We start from the raw sequence: 21539 nt of genomic DNA, 5'->3' as shown, positions 1-21539 counted from the left end.
ACTGATTAAGAGTTTAAGATGAATCATTTGTGGATATAATTAGACATAAAAATATTATTAAGCAGATCTTATTTCTCTAATTCAATAAGAAAATAATGGGGTGAAAGTTTGGAAATATTTGAAACGATTCTGATATTTCTGGCTGTAGTGATTATAAGCTCCTTTGTTCATACTTTTTTACCTAAAGTACCTCTGGCATTTATCCAAATTGCTTTGGGCATGCTCCTCTTTTTATTACCAGTACCTGTGGAATTCAACTTCGATTCTGAACTCTTTATGGTAGCCACAATAGCGCCTTTATTATTCGTTGAGGGCGTTAACGTTTCTAGAGTCCATTTACGTCGATATCTTAAGCCTGTTATGTTGATGGCGTTAGGTCTAGTTATTACTACAGTTATTGGCGTTGGATTATTTGTTCACTGGATTTGGTCAGATTTACCAATAGGTGCAGCATTCGCTATAGCTGCAATTTTATGTCCAACAGATGCTGTAGCAGTTCAAGCTATTACAAAAGGTAAGGTTTTACCTAAAGGTGCTATGACGATTTTAGAAGGTGAATCATTATTAAATGATGCTGCCGGTATCATATCTTTTAAAATCGCTGTAGGAGTGTTAATTACTGGAGCGTTTTCTTTAGTTGAAGCGGTGCAACAATTCTTAATTGCTTCTATAGGAGGCGCAATTGTTGGTTTACTCATTGGTATCGCATTAGTGCGATTCCGTTTAACGCTTACAAGACGCGGTATTGAAAATATCAATATGTTTACGTTCCTTCAATTACTTACACCATTTGTAACGTATCTCGTAGCTGAAATGTTTCACGCGTCAGGTATCATTGCGGCTGTAGTTGCTGGTTTGGTACATGGTTTTGAGCGTGATCGTATTGCGCAGACACGTACGCGTCTTCAAATGAGTTATAACCATACATGGAATATTCTAGGTTATGCTTTAAATGGTTTTGTTTTTTCAATATTAGGATTTTTAGTGCCAGAAGTAATTGGCAATATTGTAAAAACTGAGCCACATAACTTATTATTCTTAATGATTATTACTGCTTTAGTTGCTTTAGCTGTGTATTTATTTAGATTTATTTGGGTGTATGTACTCTATCCATCGTTTTATTTGTCGGTCAGCCCTTTTCAAAAAATGATGAACGATGAAGGCGACGATAAGAGAAAAGAGAAACCACCTAAACGTAGTATGTATGCGTTAATTATGACGCTATGCGGGGTTCACGGAACCATTTCTTTAGCTATCGCATTAACGTTGCCGTATTATTTGGCGAATCATCATGCGTTTACCTACAGAAATGACTTATTATTTATTTCTTCAGGAATGGTAATTATAAGTTTAGTTATCGCGCAAGTTGTCTTGCCATTTGTCACAGCTTCTGCGCCTAAAGCCAAAATTGGAAGTATGAACTTTAAAGAGGCCAGAATATATATTCTTGAACATGTAATTGATTATTTAAATCATCATTCTACATTTGAAACAAGTTATCGCTATGGTAACGTAATCAAAGAATATCATGATAAATTGACATTCTTGAAATCTGTGGAAAAAGATGATGAGAACTCTAAAGAACTTGAACGTTTACAAAGTATAGCGTTTAAAGTTGAGAATAAAACGCTTAAAGATCTTGCAGACAAAGGCGATATCACTAAAAGTATGTTAGAAAACTACATGAGATATGCCGAAAGAACGCAAGTATATAGACAAGCATCATTAATCCGTCGTATTATCGTCGGCTTGAGAGCTTGGCTTTTAAAACGTCATATTCGTACACGTACGAATGCTGCTTCATCATTAAGCGTAACGGATAACTTAATGGAACTTTCAAAGATTAATAAACTTGTCCATTACAATGTGGTGAGTCGTTTAGTAGATGAAGCCAATGAAGATAATAAATTAGAAGTTGGAATGATTTGTGACGGTTATCTAATGAGAATTGATAACCTCTCTCCAGCTAACTTCTTTAACACACGTGCCGAAGATTCGATTACGAAGATTAAACTCAATGCTTTAAGAGAACAACGTCGTATTTTAACTGATTTAGTGAATGACGATGAAATTACTGAAAGTACAGCATTGAAGTTGAGGGAAGCGATTAACTATGATGAGATGGTTATCGTGGATAGCTTGACGGATTAGAATGATATTATATTAAGAATCCCTGATGTATCTTGCATTAGGGATTTTTTCTTTGAAAAGGTAGAACACGATACGTTTATAATTAATTATCTTTAGCTACTAGGGACTGCCTTTTCAAAATGTGAGGCAATAACATTTGCGTGCAATTCGTGATACAATAAAGTGAATGCTTAGGTGAGGTGAAATAATGTTAACTGAAGAGAAAGAGGATTATTTGAAAGCGATATTAGCGAATGATGGTGATCACTCATTTGTTTCAAATAAGAAATTGTCTCAGTATTTAAATATTAAGCCTCCTTCAGTTAGTGAAATGGTAGGGCGTTTGGAAAAAGCTGGTTACGTCGAAACGAAACATTATAAAGGTGTGAAGTTATCGGACGAAGGCTTGAAGCATACGTTGGATATCATTAAGCGTCATCGTCTGTTGGAGTTATTTTTAATAGAAGTTTTACAATATAATTGGGAAGAAGTCCATCAAGAAGCGGAAATTCTAGAACATCGTGTTTCTGATTTATTTGTTAAAAGATTAGATAAATTACTAGATTATCCTGAAACATGTCCGCACGGTGGAATTATTCCGCGTGATTATCATTTTAATGAAAAATTTACTACCTCATTACTTGAATTTGAACCTGGCGATCGTGTTCATATTAAACGTGTGCGCGATAAAACAGAATTACTAATTTATCTTTCAAGTAAAGATATTTCAATTGGTAATGAAGTTGAAATTGTTACTAAGGATGAGACTAATAAAGTCATTATTGTTAAACATAATGAGACTGTGACGATTTTAAGTTACGATAATGCGATGAACATCTTTGCAGAGCATGTGTAAGAGTAAGGGTAAATAATTAAAGGTTTAAATTATAAATTCATCTCCGATAAGCGGTTAACCACTACTTATCGGAGGTTTTTTTATTAAATTGAGGCTTTTAAAATGTGAATTTGAACATTAAATATAGAGCGAAAAAATTAATGGCTATCCATAGTACGCTAAATAGGACAGTTGGAATGTGGGTTATTGTTGCTAAAGTGTGACCATCCCAGCTTGGCGCTGGCTTTTGGAATGTAAGATTAAAAATTGTCCAACTGGATTGTAAAACTTCGCCTAATAAAAGACCTAATATTATATGATAACTCAATAGTACGACATAATAAATCAATGCTTGATTATCATGTTGTATTAAAAAATATAAAAGTGTACCTAATATGACGAGCACTATAATCGGTGAAACTTTTCTAGAAGTTAAAAATAAATAATAGATAAAAATAAAGATATAAGCGGTTAAGAATAGACTAGGGTGGTTATAATGCGCTGCACTTAAGCCGATTAAAAGCATAATTGGAGGCATAACGTAACCTCCTAAAGTAGTGATACATTGACCTACTAAATGCTTTGATTGCGTAATTGCATAACCTTGTTGCATCGTTTGTAGTCGCTCACTTGGACGCATCACTATGACTAAATCTTTTGCTTTACCGCCACTGATTTTATTAAATAAGACATGACCAAATTCATGCGTTAACACTGGGATATAGTTAAAATATATATCTAAATATTGATTGATAGTATGTTGCCTATTATGATGGATAAAAATATATAGAATAGCTATAATAACGATTAAATAAATATTTAAATTAAACGTCGTCGTGAAAAAATTCTCTAAATAAAGCATAATCAACCTCGTTTACTTCATATATATAGTTTCTATTATAATTGAAAAGCTTTATTTTAGCGTTTAGACTTTAGGCCTATTTTTAAGGCGTTAAGGCGTTCGGAACAAAAGTGTTTAAAGTTTCCTATATTATATATACTTTTAGTCTTAATCATATATATGAATTTAAGAGGTTGATTGTAAAAAAATTGTTAAGAAAAAAGTATTCATATATTTTAAATTCTCATATAATATATGGATACGAAATTGTATGGAGAGTAAGGAGATTACTTAAATGTGTGATCAAATAAAAACAAAAACTCAAAAAGTAGATATTTTAGGTGTGTATTTCGATAATGTAACTATGCTTGATATGATTGAAAATGTTAAAAACTTTTTTCATGAAGATACATCCGACAATCTATTTATTGTGACGGCTAATCCTGAAATTGTTGATTATGCTACTGAACATGTCTCATATCGACAACTTATTAATCAAGCAGATTATATTGTTCCAGATGGTACAGGTATAGTTAAAGCTTCAAATAGATTAAAAACACCATTGAAACGTCGAATTCCTGGAATTGAATTAATGAATCATTGTATGAAAATAGCTCATGCTAATCATCAAAAAGTATATTTATTAGGTTCAACTAAAGAAATTGTTGGACAAGCACATGAGAAATTACAACAAAGATATCCTCAAGCTCAGTTTGAACATCATCATGGTTATATTGATTTAAATGATGAGACAGTGATTAAACGCATCAAACGTTTTAATCCTGATTATATTTTTGTAGGTATGGGCTTTCCTTTACAAGAACAATGGATTGAAAAGCATAAACAATCATTTGACCATACACTATTCATGGGCGTAGGTGGCTCTCTAGAAGTGTTTAGTGGCACCAAAAAACGTGCACCTAAACTATTCCGAAGATTAAATGTCGAATGGGTATATCGTCTCTTGATTGATTGGAGACGTATAGGTCGAATGAAAAGTATACCTAAATTTATGTACAAAGTATTAAAAGTTCAACGTAAAAATAAGAAAAAATAAAAAAGAGAGGAAGATGACCAGGGAGTATCATCTTTCTCTCTTTGTTTAAGGGGAGAAATTTTTATATTAAATCATCAAGTTAACAGGGAAAGTTTGATGATTCAATATAATCATTTATATATTAGAATTTAGTGATTGCGAGTCAGCTATAGAACGTAAACCTTTAAACTAATTGATTTGAATTGGGGAAGAATCAATATTACTTAAAGAGCTACGTCTACGCTTAACTTTTAACTTTGAGTTTTTAAGCTTATGATGACATTTATGGCTCATCTATAAGTTATAACTCGTATTTTTATTTTAATTATATATATTAATAAAATACGTTTTAATTTTTAGGGTTTTACATTTCTAGGATTAAGTTTAAGCAATTAAGCATAAAAGACTACAGGGAATCATCTTATTACGCAAATAATTAATCAATATAACGTTTATAAATGCTATCTATTATTTAGCAGTGTAACTAGCACTTGAAATTTTACCGCTAGAAACGATGATGTCTTTATCTTGGAAGGGTTCATTATTAAAGAAGCGGTTTAAGATATCTTTTACACCGTCTTCAATTCGTGCTTGAGATTCTAAAGTCATACCAGAATAGTGAATCGTCATAGCATTACGAGGCATATTTCTCCAAGAGTGATCAGCTGGAGCTGGTTGTGGGTACCAAACATCACCTGCATAACCTTGAATATGACCTTTGTTAACTGCTTCGGCTAATGCTTCAGTGTTAACGATTTTACCACGAGCTGTATTAACTAAGTAGCTACCTTCTTTCATTTTACTTAATACTTCTTCATCAAATAAGTTATCTGTTGAAGGAGTAAGAGGTGCATGAATTGTGATAGCATCACTTGTTTTAATTAATTCATCAAATTCAACGAATTTAGAGTTTTCATTGTCTTTTTGATTAATTGGATCGTAGTGTTGGATTGTTACATTGAAAGGTTTTAAGCGTTCAGCTACTAATTGACCGATACGTCCGAAACCAAAAATACCAATTGTTTTATTTTGTAATTCACGAGCTTGGTTACCTACTTTAGATAAATCCCATTCACCTTCAACTGATTGACGATGACCTTCCATGAAATTACGTAATACAATTAATAAGTCCATCACTGCATGTTCAGCAACGCTAACAGTATTACTGCCTATTACTTCTACAACACCAACATCATGTTGACTAGCCGCTTCTAAATCAACGTGGTCAGAACCAACACCTGCAGTAATTGCTAATTTTAAATTTGGTGCTTTTTCAATACGTTCTTTACTCATATAAGCAGGGTAGAATGGCGCACTGATGACGATATCCATATCACTTAAATGTTGGTCTAAATCTTCTTCACCATTTTTTAAAATAACTAATTCATGTTCAGTATCTTTTAAAAAATCTCTAAGACCTATTGCTTTCTCAGTATTTAATAATTGATTGTCTAAACCTTTATCTGTTTCTGGGAATAATGCTACTATTTTCATAAATATACACTCCTATAAGAATTTTCTAGTAATTCTAAGTTGAGAGCACTTATAACGTTAAAAAAATACTCGATGCTTCTTTGCCTGGACCACCTCCTTGAATTAAACAATAGATTCAATAAAGTGGGTTAGCAAACAGCACCGAGTACCTTACACCAATCCCAAAAAAGTTAAGACAGTAAACCTATCTTACTTTAAAGTTGAATGTTATTAAATTATATATCGTATATAAAATTGAAGTACTAATCTTCAATTGATTGATCAAAAACAAATATTGAAATGACTTCATCGTTTTCTAAATCGACGTCAGTAAAAAGTTTTACAAATTTAGCGCCAACAAGTTCTTCCATTTCTTTTGGAGGTTGACGTTTATATAAATCTTTGATTTCTTCTGTACGTCCTTGTTTAAGCATACTTGTAAAATCTTTATTTTGCAAATAGAAATTTTCGACTTTACTTAAACTTCCAGTCATGTGACATATAGCCCAATTATCCTTAAAGAAAACTTTGATATTTTCAGGACCTTTACCAATATAAGATTTTCTATAAGCTCGCACTAAATTTGCGAATTGTTGTGTTTTATTAACTGAGGCTATGATGTTCACCTTCTTTATATGTGAATAATATTCATAAATTCCACTATTTATAGTAGTACTTTTAACTCAATTTTTAAAGTAATAAACTCAAAATAAATAATAAAGTTTATTTATTTTTAGTTATAAATTGTTTTTATTTTACGACGAAACGTTTCTCATCCAACTGCTTTCTAAATTTCTTTTGTTCTGCTTTAGATTTCTTCTTGAAATCTTTTAAGAACTGTTCATATTTAGGTAATACGTCATCTAGTTCGCCAAATTCTTTTAATTTACCGCCCTCTATCCAAGCAATTTTAGTACAGAATTCGCGCACTTGTCGGATGTTATGACTAACGAAGAAAATGGTTTTATTTGCTTCTTTAAACTCATAAATTTTATCTAAACACTTTTGAGTAAAGGTTTGGTCTCCCACTGAGAGCGCTTCATCAATAACTAAGATATCAGGATTAATCGTTACATTAATAGAGAATCCTAATTTCGCACGCATCCCACTTGAATAGTTTTTAACAGGTTGATAAATAAATTCACCCAACTCGCTAAATTCAATAACTTGAGGCATAAGTCTTTTAATTTCTTTCTTTTTAAAGCCCATGCACAACATCTTAAATTCAATATTTTCTACACCAGTTAAACGACCGTTTAGTCCCGCGTTAATGGCGATGACGCTTACTTCCCCGTGGCGTTCGATTGTTCCAGAACTAGGTGATAATGAGCCACCAATCATATTACTTAATGTTGATTTCCCAGACCCATTGATGCCTACTAATCCGATTACATCGCCTTCATTGGCAGTAATTGACACATCGTCCAAAGCAAAGAATGTTTTATTCTTATTTTTAGGGATTAAGGCATCTTTAATACGCTCTTTATTATTACGATAAATGCGATATTCTTTTGTCACATTTTTAATGTTAACAGATACGCTCATAAGTATTCCTTCCTTACAGATAGTTATATCGATTATAATACATCACACAACAGTTGTTAAATTTATTAACCTAGTGTAAAGTGTATAAGTGATTTTGTATAGTTTTTGTAAATATAAAAGATTATTTTTTTATTTTTGAAAATGAATATGCAACATAAAAATCGTTTTTTAAATAAGAAAATAACAGTATATAAAATGATATACCTTTATACTTCAATTATATTAAACTTTTCGAGAAATGTTATATATAATGAATGTAAGTATTCAAGTGATAAGTTAAAGAATTTAAATGCCATCGTGGATATTTAAATGAAAGTGTGGTTTATTTCAATGTCGGCAGTAGGATCTGTTTTTAAAGAACATATAAAAAATTTCTATTTAGTACAACGACTCGCACAATTCCAAATCAAAATTACAAACACTAATAATTATTTAGGCGTAGCATGGGAATTACTTAACCCGGCCTTACAAATTATGGTTTATTGGTTTGTATTTGGTATGGGAATTAGAAGTAATGCGCCGATTCATGGCGTGCCATTTATTTTATGGTTATTAGTAGGTATCAGTATGTGGTTCTTCGTCAACCAAGGTATTCTCGAAGGTACGAAATCTGTATCTATGAAATTCAATCAAGTTGCGAAGATGAATTTCCCATTATCTATTATTCCTACTTATATTGTGACAAGTAAGTTTTATGGTCATATTGGATTATTGGCCATCATTATCGCTATTTGTATGGGGAATGGCATTTTCCCATCTATACACATTGTACAATTACTAATCTATGTACCACTCACATTTTTCTTTACTGCGTCAGTTGCATTATTCACTTCAACATTGGGCATCATCGTGCGTGATACTCAAATGATTATGCAAGCATTATTGAGAATTTTATTTTACATGTCACCAATCTTATGGATTCCTAAAGAAACAGGAATTAGTAGCGTGATTAATGATATTATGAAATTTAATCCGGTTTATTTCTTAGCACAATCTTATCGTGCAGCGATTTTATTCCATGAATGGTACTTCGTTGAACATTGGAAATTATTCCTTTACAACGTAGCAGTTATCTTGATTTTCTTCGTTTTAGGTTCAATCCTGCATCGTAGATATCGAGATCACTTTGCAGATTTCTTATAAATGTAAACTAAGGCTGAGACATTTTATATTTGTCCCAGCCTGTTTTATATATTCAGAAAGTTTTATTTTTAATTTTCGAAAAGGTGGGAGGTAGACGTATGCGACTAATTATAAAAAACATTTATATGATAATGATTGCGATATTGAACTTCATTTTCAAAAGTAAAAAAGTAAAAAATAACCATATTGTAGTGATGATGACATTTCCACAAGATGTGTTACCAATTATTCAGCAGCTGCATCACAAAGGGTATCATCTTACAGTGATAGCGAATGAGAAAGAACAAGAGAGAATAAAAGAATTCAAGAGTGTTTCATTTTTACCAGCTGGAAATAAACATATTTTCAAGCATATTAAAGCGTTGAGCAGTGCCAAGGTCATCATTATTGATACGTATTATTTAATGTTAGGTGGCTATGCTAAGAAAAATGGTCAATCTATTATTCAAACTTGGCATGCTTCTGGGGCTCTAAAGAATTTCGGATTAACTGACCATCAAGTAGATTTAAATAATAAAAAAATGGTTAAACAATATCAACGTGTATATCAAGCAACTGATTATTATCTTGTCGGTGGAGAAGAAATGGTAACATGCTTTAACGAGGCTTTCGGGGCTACAGATAAACAAATGTTACGTTTTGGATTACCACGATTAATGAATTATTTAAATTTCAATCTTAAGACTGAACAAGCGCGTTTAAAAGAACATTATAATATTACTAATAAATTGGCGATATATGTTCCTACCTATCGTGAAGATGCAAAGGATAATCGTCAATTAGATAAAGCTAATTTTGAAACTCAGTTGCCAAATTATACATTAATTAATCAGTTGCATCCGTCAATTTCTGGACATCATTCAGAAATATCTACTTCTGAATTAATGATAATGGCAGATGTGATTATTAGTGATTATAGTTCTTTGCCTATTGAAGCAAGTTTGTTAAATAAACCTGTTATTTTCTATGTGTATGATGAAGAGAAATATGAGAAAGTACGTGGTTTAAATCAATTTTATAAACAAATCCCTCAACACTATAAAGTATTCAGTGAAAAGGAACTAATTTTTAAAATAAAAAATAGTGAAGATATATTACAGCCATTATTTAAAGATTGGCATCGCTACAATACTTCTAAAAGCTTGCAACAAATTATAGAATTTATTGAAAAGTTGGTGAAAGAATGAAAATAGCTGTGATTATTCCAGTATTTAATGCAGAACATACAATTCGAAAAGCTGTAAAATCAATTGATACAAAGCATGAAGTTGAAATTATTTGTGTTAATGATGGTTCTACGGATAAAACGAAACAAGTGTTGATGCAGTTACAAAAAGAAGTAAAAAATATGATGGTTTACAATCAAGAAAATGCCGGTGCAGCTAAGAGCAGAAATTTCGGTTTAGCCTCAATGTCGGATGATGTTGAAGCGTTTATGTTCTTAGATGCAGATGATCAATTCTTACCTGGAAGAATTGATAAAATGATTGATTACTATGAGAAAAATAAAGAAGTCGATATTGTCGTTGGGCAAATTGGGTGTGGCGTAAACGGCGACTGGAAAGTCGTGCCTACGCATGAGGAGATTAATCGCGAGAGCATGGTTACACTTGCAGAAGTACCTGAGTTATTACAATCTATTGGTCCGGGCGGGAAATTATTTAACTCTAAATTTAACGCATTAAGATTTGATGAAGATGTGGTATTTTGTGAGGAACATACATTTATTACGCGTGCTTATTTAACTGCACGAGATATCCAGTTAATACCGCTTCTCGTATACGGATATAATGAGCGAGAAGGCTCTGTAACCGATAAGCGTGCGGACACCTTTTTATCTTATATAGAGGATGCTCGTAAAGTACGCCATCGTGTAATGGAAATGTTGTTATTAACTAATGAAAAAGTTTATTACAGTTATCGTATGGATGATTTGATTGTAAGTTACTTGATTCAAGCTTATCTTTTAAAAAATAGTGATGTGACAACGTCATTTATTGAACAAGTAACGCGTTATATTAAAGAAATGCAACATACAGAATATTCAGGGGACGCTTTATTTAGAATCGTTCAAGCAGTAGAACAAGGTGCTACAAAATGGACACATGAAACGTATGAAATTTGGCGTCAAACTCTTGTAAATGTAGGTATAGGACGCCCAGGGTACTTACGATTTAAAGCACAAGTCTTACCTAAAAAAGCAGTATTCAATGGTAAACAATCGTTAAAACACATACTTAAACGTTAATTCTTTTAAGATATAGAGGCATAGTGACGTCTAATGGCTTAACATGTCTGCTTTTATAAAAGATGGTATGTAAAAAATATTTATGCTAAATTAAGATTATGAAGAATGATTAAAGATTTAGTAAAGGAGACAGCAAAAAATGAGAAGAGTCATTACTTATGGTACTTATGATTTATTACATTATGGCCATATAGAACTTTTAAGAAGAGCTCGTGAAATGGGCGATTACTTAATCGTTGCGTTATCAACAGACGAATTCAATCAAATTAAGAACAAGAAATCTTATTATGACTTTGAACAACGTAAAATGATGTTAGAATCTATTCGCTATGTAGATTTAGTTATTCCAGAAAGTGACTGGGGTCAAAAAGAAATCGATGTTGACCGTTACGATGTTGATGTTTTCGTTATGGGCCACGATTGGGAAGGCGAATTTGACTTCTTAAAAGACAAATGTGAAGTTGTATACTTAAAACGTACTGAAGGTATTTCAACAACTAAAATTAAACAAGAACTTTACGGTAAAGACGCAAAATAATATAACTTATAAAGATAAAATCCACATTTCCTAAAATTTTAAAAGGAAATGTGGATTTCGTTTTCTAATTAATTATTTATGTTTAAAAATACGATGTAAAATCATATAAATGATTAATATAAATGCAATGGCAATCAATCCTAATCCTATGAAAGTTAAGATAGGATGAGTTTTCCATGTACTTTGAGCGACTGAATCTGCTTGATGTATGAATGAACGTGTGACTTTTACGCTAGGAGGTCCATCATTGTTAGTTAAAAATTGACGAGGATACTCTAAGTGCACACGACCATCTTCAACTACATACTTGTAATCATCTTTTTTCATGTTTTTTGGAATAATATCGTATAAGTCTTTAGCTACGTAATATTTTTTGCCATTCAGTTGATGTGTACCTTTCGAAAGTACTTTCTTATATTTATACTGATCGAATGAACGGTTCATTAATGCATTCCCAATCATGTTACGTTGCATTTCACCGCCTAAATGAATAAAATCGCCAGCACCCATAATAACTTGATTGATACGCAATTTATTTCGTTTTGTAGTGATGGTATGATTATAGTCAGCGACATCGCTTGAACCTGTTTTTAGTCCATCTGTACCAGGTAAACTCATCTTCGCTCCTTCTAAAGAATGGTTATAAGTTGGAAAAGTGACGTTATGTACTGTAGGTTCAAGTTGCTTTGTAAAATCTAAAATTTCAGGCGTATCCTTAATGACGTGTTGATCTAAGATGGCCATATCTTTTGCAGAGGAAACGTTATTTTGATGATCTTTATATTTTGAAGGTGCAAAGTCACGTAAACGTTTATTCATGGCACCAGTAGGGTTCACAAAGCGTGTATCATTCATGCCAATTTCCTTGGCTTTCTTATTCATTAAGTCAGTAAAGTCATTGACGTTACCAGAGACTTCTTCACCAAGTATTAGAGCAGCAGCATTACTAGAGTTTGAAACAGTGATTTGAAGAAGTTCTGCGATGGTATATGTTTCTCCAGGATACAATTTGGTATTACTCAATTCTGGCAAAGTTGACATTTGATAGTGTGCTTGCGTAATATGTACTTTGTCATTTAACGAAAGGTCACCATGTTTGATGGCTTCTAATGTAAGATACATCGTCATCAACTTAGACATTGAAGCAGGATACCATTTTTTATCAGCTTGATATTGATATAATATTTGTCCTGATTGACTCACATTGATAGCACTTTCTGGTTGATAGGCATCTGAGACATCGGGATAACCATATTGACGTGTAATTTCTGTAGGTGTAGGTTCTTTAGCTATAGCTATCGGTGATATAATGAGAGCCGTAGATAAGATGAGTAAAACGAGATAAGTTATTCTTTTCATTTATTTATCTTTCCTTTTATACAAAAATTGTCAATGAAAGTATTCTATCATAATGAAAACTTGTGAAAAACATAATTTTTACACTTTAAAGTTGTTATAAATAATTATAAGTTTTAAGTATTAAAATTAAAAAATGAATATAAAAGAGGGGTAATTTATGAAAGGACAAAATCCATTATTTTTCTTATTTAAACGTTTGTCATGGCCATATGGATTAATCATTGCTGCTATTATCATTTCTTCTCTAGGAAGTATTAGTGGTCTACTTATCCCATTATTTACTGGTCGTTTAGTTGATAAATTTTCAACAAGCAGTATTAATTGGAATATCGTTATTTTGTTCGCAGGCATTTTTATCGCCAATGCCTTACTTAGTGGTATCGGTATTTATTTATTGAGTAAAATTGGTGAAAAAATGATTTACGATATTCGCTCATTATTATGGGAACATATTATAAAATTGAAAATGCCATTTTTCGATAAAAATGAAAGTGGGCAATTAATGAGTCGTTTAACGGATGACACGAAAGTGATTAATGAATTTATTTCACAAAAATTACCACAACTATTGCCTGCAATCATTACCTTGGTAGGCTCTATCATCATGTTATTCATTATGGACTGGCAAATGACATTGTTAACATTCATTGCAATTCCATTATTCATGGCAGTAATGATTCCATTAGGTCGCAAAATGCAAAAAATTTCTATACATACACAGTCAGAAATAGCTAATTTTAGTGGGTTATTAGGGCGTGTGTTAACAGAAATGCGTTTAGTTAAAGTGTCTAATACAGAACGTCAAGAATTAGATAATGCGCATAGTAACTTACGTGAAATTTATAATCTTGGATTAAGACAAGCTAAAATCACTGCGGTTATTCAACCTATTTCAAGTCTCATAATGTTATTAATGATTGCGGTTATTCTTGGTTTTGGTGCTATCCGTATTGCCACAGGCGCAATAACAGCGGGGGCTTTAATTGCTATGATTTTTTATGTGATGCAATTATCTATGCCATTAATGAACCTTACAACCCTTGTTACAGATTATAAAAAAGCTGTAGGTGCAAGTAGCCGTATTTACGAAATCATGCAAGAGCCAGTAGAACCAATGACTGAATTAGAGCCAATTAAAAATGTAAACATCACTCCTGGAGAAATAGAATTTACAGATGTAAATTTCAAATATGATGTTAAAGATATATTAAAAAATGTTTCTTTCCGTATCCCTCAAGGAGAAGTAAGTGCTTTTGTTGGTCCATCAGGTTCAGGTAAGAGTACGATTTTCAACCTAATTGAACGCATGTATGAAATCGAATCAGGGGATATTAAATATGGTAATCAAAGTATCTATGATATTCCTATGGCAAATTGGCGTAATCAAATTGGATATGTGATGCAGTCTAATTCAATGATGAATGGCACAATCCGTGACAATATATTATATGGTATTAATCGTGAAGTTTCTGACGAAGAATTGATTAAATATGCTAAATTGGCAAACTGTCATGACTTTATAATGCAATTTGATGATGGATACGACACATTAGTTGGTGAACGTGGCTTAAAATTATCAGGAGGTCAAAGACAACGCATCGATATTGCTCGTAGTTTTGTTAAAAATCCAGATATTTTATTACTAGACGAGGCAACAGCAAACCTAGATAGTGAAAGTGAACAAAAAATACAAGAAGCGTTAGAAGTGTTAATGGAAGGACGTACAACTATTGTGATTGCGCACCGACTTTCTACTATTAAAAAAGCAGGGCAAATTATCTTCCTCGATCAAGGTCAAGTAACAGGACAAGGTACACATGCAGAACTAATGAAGCATCATGAAAAATATCATCAATTTGTAACTACTCAAAATTTAACAGAATAAGGTAATCAAGCAGGTTGAAGGATGTAATACTCCATCAACCTGCTTTGTTTTGTGATGAAGTTGATATTGTAGAGAATAAAGCTTGTAACAAAAATAGAGATAGACGTTGAGACCATCCTTAGTAAATGAATATACGATAGAGAAAATGGTATACTTATAAATAACGGTGAGGTCATAGCGTCAATAAAGCTATGGAATAGAAATGGCTAGAAATATACGCTTCAAAGATGTAAAATGGAGTGAAAATTTGGCGTAACATACGCTTAGAAAAGTTATTAAAAAATATAAAGTCTACCTATTATAAATAGATTAATTGGAGAGAAATGTTTTGAATAAATTAACGATTATTATTACCTATTATAATGTTGAAGATTACATTGCTGAATGTATTGATAGTTTAAAAAGTCAAAGAAATCAAGATTTCGACCTTGTGATTGTAGATGATGGTTCGACAGATCAATCAACAGAAATTTTACAACAAGCATTACAATCTTATGATAAAGAGGTTAATTTCATCCAGCTTCCTGAGAATACAGGCCATGCACATGCGCGAAATGTCGCACTTAAAGAAGCGGAAGGGCAATATGTGATGTTTCTTGATGCAGATGATCAGTTAGCTTCATATGCCATTGATTATTACTTCCGTCATCTTAATGGTTTAGATACTTTAATAGCACCCATTCATAAATTCGCAATGCAACGTCCACAATACGTGGATCAAGATAAAGTGCGTATTCAATATTTGTCACATAAAAAGAATCCTAACTCAATTTTGAGAAAAGAATCTGTATGTAACATTTTATTTAGAAACGCTATCATAAAAGCACATAATATACAATTTAATGAGAATCTAAACATCTTTACAGATACTTCTTTCGCTTTAGAATATATAAAATATGCGGAAAACTTTGTGAGAATATTAAATTTCCCATTTTATTTCCGTGGAGAAGTATATGATCCATTTGTCGGCAATACATTAAGTGGACAAGATTTTGTTAATAAATTTGATGATTATGTAGATAGTTTCTTTGATGCTATGCAAAGAACAGAGGATAAAAAGGTGAAAAACTTCTTAATTCAAAGAATGAAAAATGAAATTAAGAAAGGATTTGACCCTTCACTAAGAGATATTAAATTAAGATACCTTACACTAGAAAATTCTTTAGTCAAAATAGTAAAAGCTTTAAAATGGAACATCATTAAAGATGGAAAATTGTTATATAATCTAGAAGTTTTATTCTTGTCTATGGATGATGTGGAAAACGCAAAATACGTGAACGATCTTCGTAAACGTTCTCGATTAATTAAAAACATTGTGACGAATAGTAAAATGAAAGAACGTTCAAGATACCAATTAACAGATAGTGAAGAAGCAGTTGATCCACATACAATTGTCTTTGAAGCATTTGGAGGTAAAAATTATAGCGACAGTCCTAAATATATTTATGAATATATGCAAGATCATTATCCACATTTAAATTATATTTGGGTATTTAATAAACCAGATAACAATAATGTCCCAGGAAATGCTACTAAAGTTAAAAAAGGCTCAAAAGAATACTATGAAGCATATGCTAAAGCAAAATATTGGGTATCGAATGCAAGATTGCCACTATATTTAAATAAAAAAGAAAATCAAACGTACATTCAGACTTGGCATGGCACACCGCTTAAACGTCTTGCTAATGATATGAAAGTCGTTAGAATGCCAGGTACAACGACTGCCTCATATAAGAAAAATTTCTATGCTGAAGCGTCTAGATGGGATTACTTGGTATCACCGAACCGTTATTCATCAAATATATTTAAAACTGCTTTTTGGATGGACGAAGATAGAATTTGGGAAATCGGATACCCTCGTAATGATGTCTTAGTCAATCGCCAAAATGATATCGAATATCAAGAAGAGATTAAACGTAATCTAAACTTACCTAAAGATAAAAAAGTAATTATGTATGCACCAACATGGCGTGATGATGAATTTGTGAAAAAAGGTCAATACTTATTTGACTTAAAGATTAACCTTGCAAATCTTCAAAAAGAAATTGGTGATGAATATGTTATCTTATTAAGAATGCATTATCTCATTGCTAATGCTTTGGATTTACATGGTTTCGAAGATTTTGCTATCGATGTTTCAAACTACAATGATATTTCTGAATTGTATCTTATTTCTGATGCGCTAATTACCGATTACTCTTCAGTAATGTTTGATTTCGGTATCTTAAAACGTCCACAATTCTTCTTTGCTTATGATATTGAAAAGTATGATAAAGGATTACGTGGTTTCTATATGGATTATATGAATGATCTTCCAGGTGAAATCATTACAGATGAATTTAAACTAGCCGAAGAATTAAAACAGCTCGATCAACATAAAGTAAAATATAAAGACAAAATTGATAAATTCTATAATGACTTCTGTTCATTAGAACAAGGAAAATCATCTCAATTTATCGCAGATTATATTTATAACGATATAGAAAACAATAAAAAATAGAAATTTATGATAGAGAGCACTAAAAATGTGATTTAAAACAAATCGCGTTTTTAGTGCTTTTATTAAAGTTCATTAAAAAATTACAACTCATAATTATACTAACGAAATTCTTTAAAATATTATTTTATCGAACATTTCCTCATGGTATAATGTTAAATATATGTTTTACAGAACTTTAGTGCTTTATATTGGGGAAAAGTACGGTTTTGTTATACTAAGTAATATTTACATAGTAAGTTGAAAAATTAAAGTCTAGGTAGGTGCCTCATGTTTTTAATCATTAATATCATTGGGTTACTTGTGTTTTTGGGAATTGCAGTTTTATTTTCAAGAGATCGCAAAAATATCCAATGGAAATCAATTTTGATTCTTGTTATTTTAAACCTTTTCCTTGCTTGGTTCTTCGTGTACTTTCAAATTGGTAGATCGATTGTTGAAGGCTTAGCTGCTGCAATCGCTTGGGTGATTCAATCAGCGCACACTGGAACGGGCTTTGCATTTAGTAGTTTTACAAGTGGTAAGCAAATGGATATGGCTATTAGCGCCTTATTCCCAATCTTACTTGTTGTTCCACTATTTGACGTATTAATGTATTTTAATATTTTACCGAAGATTATCGGTGGTATTGGCTGGGTATTAGCTAAGATTACACGTCAACCTAAGTTTGAGTCATTTTTCGGAATTGAAATGATGTTCTTAGGTAATACAGAAGCATTAGCGGTCTCAAACGAACAATTAAAACGTATGAAAGAAACACGTGTTTTAACATTAGCAATGATGTCAATGAGTTCTATTTCAGGTGCGATTGTTGGTGCCTATGTACAAATGATCCCTGGTGAACTTGTATTGACAGCGATTCCGCTAAATATTATTAACGCCATTATAGTGTCTTCTATCTTGAATCCGGTAACGGTTGAAGAACGTGAAGATGTGATTTATAGCATTAATAATGGTGAAACTGAGCGTCAACCATTCTTCTCATTCTTAGGAGATTCCGTTTTAAATGCAGGTAAATTAGTGTTAATTATTATCGCGTTCGTTATCAGCTTCGTAGCTTTAGCTGATTTATTAGATCGCTTTATCAATTTAATTACTGGCTTAGTCGGCGGTTGGATTGGTATGAAAGGTAGTTTCGGATTAAACCAAATCTTAGGTGTCTTCATGTATCCATTCGCATTATTGCTTGGTTTACCTTGGGGAGAAGCATGGATTGTGGCTCAACAAATGTCTAAGAAGATTGTTACAAACGAATTCGTTGTAATGGGTGAGATTACTAAAGTAGTTAAATCTTATAGTCCTCATAGACAAGCGGTCATTTCAACCTTCTTAGTGTCATTTGCTAACTTCTCAACAATCGGTATGATTGTTGGTACACTTAAAGGAATCGTAGACAAGAAGACTTCAGATTTTGTATCTAAATATGTGCCAATGATGCTTTTATCAGGTATCCTTGTATCATTATTAACAGCAGCTTTTGTAGGTTTATTCGCATGGTAAACTAATAGAGCTAAATATTTCTTCAAAGGAGCAAGTTTAAAATCATGTTTTTCTTACGTGATTTTGGATTTGCTCTTTTTTCTTTGAAAAGGATGAATAATACTCGAATATACAATAAAAACCAAGTATGTAGAGTGAGGAGACACTCTATATACTTGGTTTTTATGGGAAATGAATATTAATGTACTTGTAACGGTAAGGACTAGGTACTGTCACAGTACTTCGAGCAAAATTTGTTTTGTTACTATAAACAACACAAAGGAGATAACTTCTCTTATTAAGAAGTTATACACAGTATAGCAGAAACAATCTTGTAAGTAAACGAAAAATTCAGAAAATTTTAATTTGTTCATAAATTGTTCTCATATTTATATTTAATTCAAATCTGAGTGAATCTATAGGAAAATTCGATAATAAACATAAATTGTTATAGTTTAAATTATTTAATTTTTATTTATTTAACATTTTTTAGAATAGTATATTGTAGCTTTATCAGAGAGTATGCTAACATTTTTAATGATAATAAACTAAAAGGGGTTGGTATATGTGAATAAAAACATTAAAGATTTACTCCTTGTGATACTAGGCTCTTTCATATTTTCAGCTGGAGTTAATTCATTCATTATTTCAGGTAATTTAGGTGAGGGAGGCGTAACAGGAATTGCTATCGTATTGTATTACGCTTTTCATATTTCTCCATCTATAACGAACTTTGTAGCTAATGCAGTACTTATTGTTATCGGTTATAAATTTTTGAGTAAAAAAAGCACAATTTTAACTATTGTTGCTACTGTACTTATTTCTGTATTTTTAGACTTAACAGATGCTTGGCATGTAGAAACTGGAAACGTCATTATTAATGCTGTGTTTGGCGGTATCTGTGTAGGATTAGGCATCGGTGTTATTGTACTAGCTGGTGGTACGACTGCCGGTACGACTATCCTTGCTCGTATTGCTAATAAATACTTAGAAGTAAGCACAGCTTATGCGCTATTATTCTTTGATTTATTAGTAGTATTAATATCTTTAACAGTACTTCCATTGCATAAGGCACTCGTAACGGTCATCTCATTATACATTGGCACAAAAGTAATGGAATATGTTATTGAAGGTCTTAATACGAAAAAAGCTATGACAATTATTTCTAATAAACCAGAAGAAGTTGCTAAAGCGATTGATGAACAAGTAGGACGCGGTCTTACAATTTTAGACGGTCATGGCTATTATAGTAGAGAAGAGAAAGATATTTTGTATGTAGTAGTAGCCAAAACACAAGTTTCACGCGCGAAACGTATAATTAGAGAATTAGATGAAAATGCATTCCTTGTAGTACATGATGTGCGTGATGTATATGGAAATGGTTTCCTAGTAGATGAATAAATAAAATTTCTAAAGAGAGGCTGAGACAAATTAAAATGTCTCAGCCTTTGCTAATATATTGGCAGTAGCTGACTGGTTTGAAAATGTGTTTAAAACTAATCTTTCTCAAATTGAGTCATCATTACAGAGGCGGGGAACGAAGTTATTTCAACTTCTACCCCCGCTTCTTTTTCATTTTGAAATAGTCATCATACTATGAAAATGTTATAATAATGCCATTGACTATGATAATTATTATCAATTATGAATTGACATATATGTAGAAAATAGTATTTAACAGCGTAGTAATAGATTTATTTTCAAGAAAGTAGGGGAATTATGAATCGTTTAAAAGCACAAGAAGTTGAGATTGGGTACGGAGATCATTCAATTATCAATAACTTAAATGTTGAAATTCCAGATGGTAAAGTGACTTCTATTATTGGACCAAATGGTTGTGGGAAATCAACGCTATTAAAGGCTTTATCACGTTTGCTATCTATTAAAAATGGTGAAATTAAATTAGATGGGGAGAATATTCATACACAATCAACGAAAGAAATTGCTAAAAAAATTGCTATATTACCTCAAACACCAGAAGTAGCAGATGGTTTAACAGTTGGAGAACTTGTATCTTACGGACGCTTCCCACATCAAAAGGGCTTTGGACGTTTATCTGCAGAAGATAAAAAAGAAATTGATTGGGCATTGAGCGTAACAGGTACGTCTGAATTCCGTCATCGTTCTATTAATGATTTAAGTGGTGGACAACGTCAACGCGTTTGGATTGCGATGGCATTAGCTCAAAAGACAGATATTATTTTCTTAGATGAACCAACAACTTATTTAGACATTTCACACCAATTAGAAATCTTAGAATTAGTCCAACAACTTAATAAAGAGCAAGGTTGTACGATTGTCATGGTATTGCATGATATCAACCAAGCTATCCGCTTCTCAGACCACTTAATTGCGATGAAAAATGGTGAAATCTTAGCTAGTGGTTCGACAGAAGAAGTATTAACGAAAGATGTTTTAGAACGCGTATTTAATATTGATGTAGTCCTAAGCGAAGATCCAAGAACGGGCAAACCTTTACTTGTGACTTATGATTTATTTGAACGTACTTATTCGTAATATGAATGAAAAT

General features: G+C 32.1%; 17 protein-coding genes. 12 read left to right on the top strand and 5 right to left on the bottom strand.

The genetic code is table 11. The features are described 5' to 3' along the window. Positions 1-108: 108 nt before the first annotated feature. Both LIX58_RS02455 and LIX58_RS02450 read left to right on the top strand, forming a co-directional pair. Complete coding sequence (locus LIX58_RS02455) at positions 109-2151, top strand: cation:proton antiporter (protein WP_154836465.1); 2043 nt, start codon at positions 109-111, stop codon at positions 2149-2151. Between the two features lie 187 nt (positions 2152-2338). After that, on the top strand, positions 2339-2986 hold the full coding sequence (locus tag LIX58_RS02450) for a metal-dependent transcriptional regulator (protein WP_126565002.1): 648 nt from the start codon (positions 2339-2341) through the stop codon (positions 2984-2986). 97 nt (positions 2987-3083) lie between these two features. On the opposite strand, the gene LIX58_RS02445 is transcribed toward LIX58_RS02450, so the two are convergent. Next, a complete protein-coding gene (locus tag LIX58_RS02445) occupies positions 3084-3827 on the bottom strand; it encodes a M50 family metallopeptidase (RefSeq protein WP_154836466.1) in 744 nt (247 codons plus the stop codon). Positions 3828-4101: 274 nt separating this feature from the next. On the opposite strand from LIX58_RS02445, the gene tarA reads away from it, so the two are divergent. Continuing rightward, a complete protein-coding gene (gene tarA / locus LIX58_RS02440; RefSeq protein ID WP_126565004.1) occupies positions 4102-4863 on the top strand; it encodes an N-acetylglucosaminyldiphosphoundecaprenol N-acetyl-beta-D-mannosaminyltransferase TarA in 762 nt (253 codons plus the stop codon). 447 nt (positions 4864-5310) lie between these two features. Here the strand turns inward: tarA and LIX58_RS02435 are convergent, their stop codons facing one another. The 3 genes from LIX58_RS02435 to tagH all read right to left on the bottom strand — a co-directional run bounded on the left by LIX58_RS02435 (position 5311) and on the right by tagH (position 7860). After that, positions 5311-6336, bottom strand: a complete 1026-nt coding sequence (locus LIX58_RS02435; protein WP_226386038.1) for an NAD-dependent formate dehydrogenase — start codon at positions 6334-6336, stop codon at positions 5311-5313. A 242-nt stretch (positions 6337-6578) separates the two neighbouring features. Beyond that, on the bottom strand, positions 6579-6941 hold the full coding sequence (locus tag LIX58_RS02430; RefSeq protein WP_126565006.1) for a DUF2294 domain-containing protein: 363 nt from the start codon (positions 6939-6941) through the stop codon (positions 6579-6581). A gap of 124 nt (positions 6942-7065) precedes the next feature. After that, positions 7066-7860, bottom strand: a complete 795-nt coding sequence (gene tagH / locus LIX58_RS02425) for a teichoic acids export ABC transporter ATP-binding subunit TagH (protein WP_226386037.1) — start codon at positions 7858-7860, stop codon at positions 7066-7068. Positions 7861-8190: 330 nt separating this feature from the next. Between tagH and LIX58_RS02420 the strand changes: the two genes are divergently transcribed. From LIX58_RS02420 to tagD, 4 genes are all read left to right on the top strand, one after another. After that, a complete protein-coding gene (locus tag LIX58_RS02420) occupies positions 8191-9003 on the top strand; it encodes an ABC transporter permease (protein ID WP_126565417.1) in 813 nt (270 codons plus the stop codon). A 98-nt stretch (positions 9004-9101) separates the two neighbouring features. Beyond that, entirely contained in the window at positions 9102-10190 is a 1089-nt protein-coding gene (tarB, locus tag LIX58_RS02415; protein ID WP_126565008.1) for a teichoic acid glycerol-phosphate primase TarB, read from the top strand. Then, entirely contained in the window at positions 10187-11251 is a 1065-nt protein-coding gene (locus LIX58_RS02410) for a glycosyltransferase family 2 protein (protein WP_154836467.1), read from the top strand. Before tarB ends, LIX58_RS02410 begins: the two co-directional genes overlap by 4 nt. Before the next feature lie 139 nt (positions 11252-11390). Further along, the gene (tagD, locus tag LIX58_RS02405) at positions 11391-11789 is read left to right on the top strand and encodes a glycerol-3-phosphate cytidylyltransferase (RefSeq protein WP_103298519.1); all 399 of its coding nucleotides are present in this window, start codon (positions 11391-11393) and stop codon (positions 11787-11789) included. A 72-nt stretch (positions 11790-11861) separates the two neighbouring features. Here the strand turns inward: tagD and pbp4 are convergent, their stop codons facing one another. Then, positions 11862-13148: a penicillin-binding protein PBP4 gene (gene pbp4 / locus LIX58_RS02400; protein WP_126565011.1), complete on the bottom strand. Its 1287-nt coding sequence runs from the start codon at positions 13146-13148 to the stop codon at positions 11862-11864. 157 nt (positions 13149-13305) lie between these two features. Between pbp4 and LIX58_RS02395 the strand changes: the two genes are divergently transcribed. The 5 genes from LIX58_RS02395 to LIX58_RS02375 all read left to right on the top strand — a co-directional run bounded on the left by LIX58_RS02395 (position 13306) and on the right by LIX58_RS02375 (position 21526). Further along, the gene (locus LIX58_RS02395; protein ID WP_126565012.1) at positions 13306-15033 is read left to right on the top strand and encodes an ABC transporter ATP-binding protein; all 1728 of its coding nucleotides are present in this window, start codon (positions 13306-13308) and stop codon (positions 15031-15033) included. Between the two features lie 328 nt (positions 15034-15361). Then, positions 15362-17533 (top strand): bifunctional glycosyltransferase family 2 protein/CDP-glycerol:glycerophosphate glycerophosphotransferase, encoded by a 2172-nt coding sequence (locus LIX58_RS02390; RefSeq protein WP_154836468.1) that lies wholly within the window; start codon positions 15362-15364, stop codon positions 17531-17533. Positions 17534-17800: 267 nt separating this feature from the next. Next, positions 17801-19030 carry a NupC/NupG family nucleoside CNT transporter gene (locus LIX58_RS02385; protein ID WP_126565014.1) on the top strand — a complete coding sequence of 410 codons (1230 nt, stop codon included), beginning with the start codon at positions 17801-17803 and terminating at the stop codon, positions 19028-19030. A 546-nt stretch (positions 19031-19576) separates the two neighbouring features. Then, a complete protein-coding gene (locus LIX58_RS02380; RefSeq protein WP_126565015.1) occupies positions 19577-20410 on the top strand; it encodes a YitT family protein in 834 nt (277 codons plus the stop codon). 318 nt (positions 20411-20728) lie between these two features. After that, positions 20729-21526 carry an ABC transporter ATP-binding protein gene (locus LIX58_RS02375; protein WP_126565016.1) on the top strand — a complete coding sequence of 266 codons (798 nt, stop codon included), beginning with the start codon at positions 20729-20731 and terminating at the stop codon, positions 21524-21526. The last annotated feature ends 13 nt before the right edge of the window (positions 21527-21539 follow it).

It is taken from the genome of Staphylococcus sp. Marseille-Q1834, from assembly GCF_916858875.1.
In the GTDB taxonomy this organism is placed as follows: Bacteria; Bacillota; Bacilli; order Staphylococcales; family Staphylococcaceae; genus Staphylococcus; species Staphylococcus pragensis.
Note: the sequence above shows the minus strand (reverse complement) of the source record. Positions and strands in the feature narration are given on the sequence as shown.

Excerpts from the sequence above, each read along its gene's own strand:
- tarA (WP_126565004.1), top strand. The coding sequence starts at position 4,102 with ATGTGTGATCAAATAAAAACAAAAACTCAAAAAGTAGATATTTTAGGT.
- LIX58_RS02450 (WP_126565002.1), top strand. The coding sequence starts at position 2,339 with ATGTTAACTGAAGAGAAAGAGGATTATTTGAAAGCGATATTAGCGAAT.
- LIX58_RS02435 (WP_226386038.1), bottom strand. The coding sequence starts at position 6,336 with ATGAAAATAGTAGCATTATTCCCAGAAACAGATAAAGGTTTAGACAAT.
- LIX58_RS02395 (WP_126565012.1), top strand. The coding sequence starts at position 13,306 with ATGAAAGGACAAAATCCATTATTTTTCTTATTTAAACGTTTGTCATGG.
- LIX58_RS02385 (WP_126565014.1), top strand. The coding sequence starts at position 17,801 with ATGTTTTTAATCATTAATATCATTGGGTTACTTGTGTTTTTGGGAATT.
- pbp4 (WP_126565011.1), bottom strand. The coding sequence starts at position 13,148 with ATGAAAAGAATAACTTATCTCGTTTTACTCATCTTATCTACGGCTCTC.
- LIX58_RS02420 (WP_126565417.1), top strand. The coding sequence starts at position 8,191 with ATGTCGGCAGTAGGATCTGTTTTTAAAGAACATATAAAAAATTTCTAT.
- LIX58_RS02445 (WP_154836466.1), bottom strand. The coding sequence starts at position 3,827 with ATGCTTTATTTAGAGAATTTTTTCACGACGACGTTTAATTTAAATATT.
- tagH (WP_226386037.1), bottom strand. The coding sequence starts at position 7,860 with ATGAGCGTATCTGTTAACATTAAAAATGTGACAAAAGAATATCGCATT.
- tarB (WP_126565008.1), top strand. The coding sequence starts at position 9,102 with ATGCGACTAATTATAAAAAACATTTATATGATAATGATTGCGATATTG.
- LIX58_RS02375 (WP_126565016.1), top strand. The coding sequence starts at position 20,729 with ATGAATCGTTTAAAAGCACAAGAAGTTGAGATTGGGTACGGAGATCAT.
- LIX58_RS02410 (WP_154836467.1), top strand. The coding sequence starts at position 10,187 with ATGAAAATAGCTGTGATTATTCCAGTATTTAATGCAGAACATACAATT.
- tagD (WP_103298519.1), top strand. The coding sequence starts at position 11,391 with ATGAGAAGAGTCATTACTTATGGTACTTATGATTTATTACATTATGGC.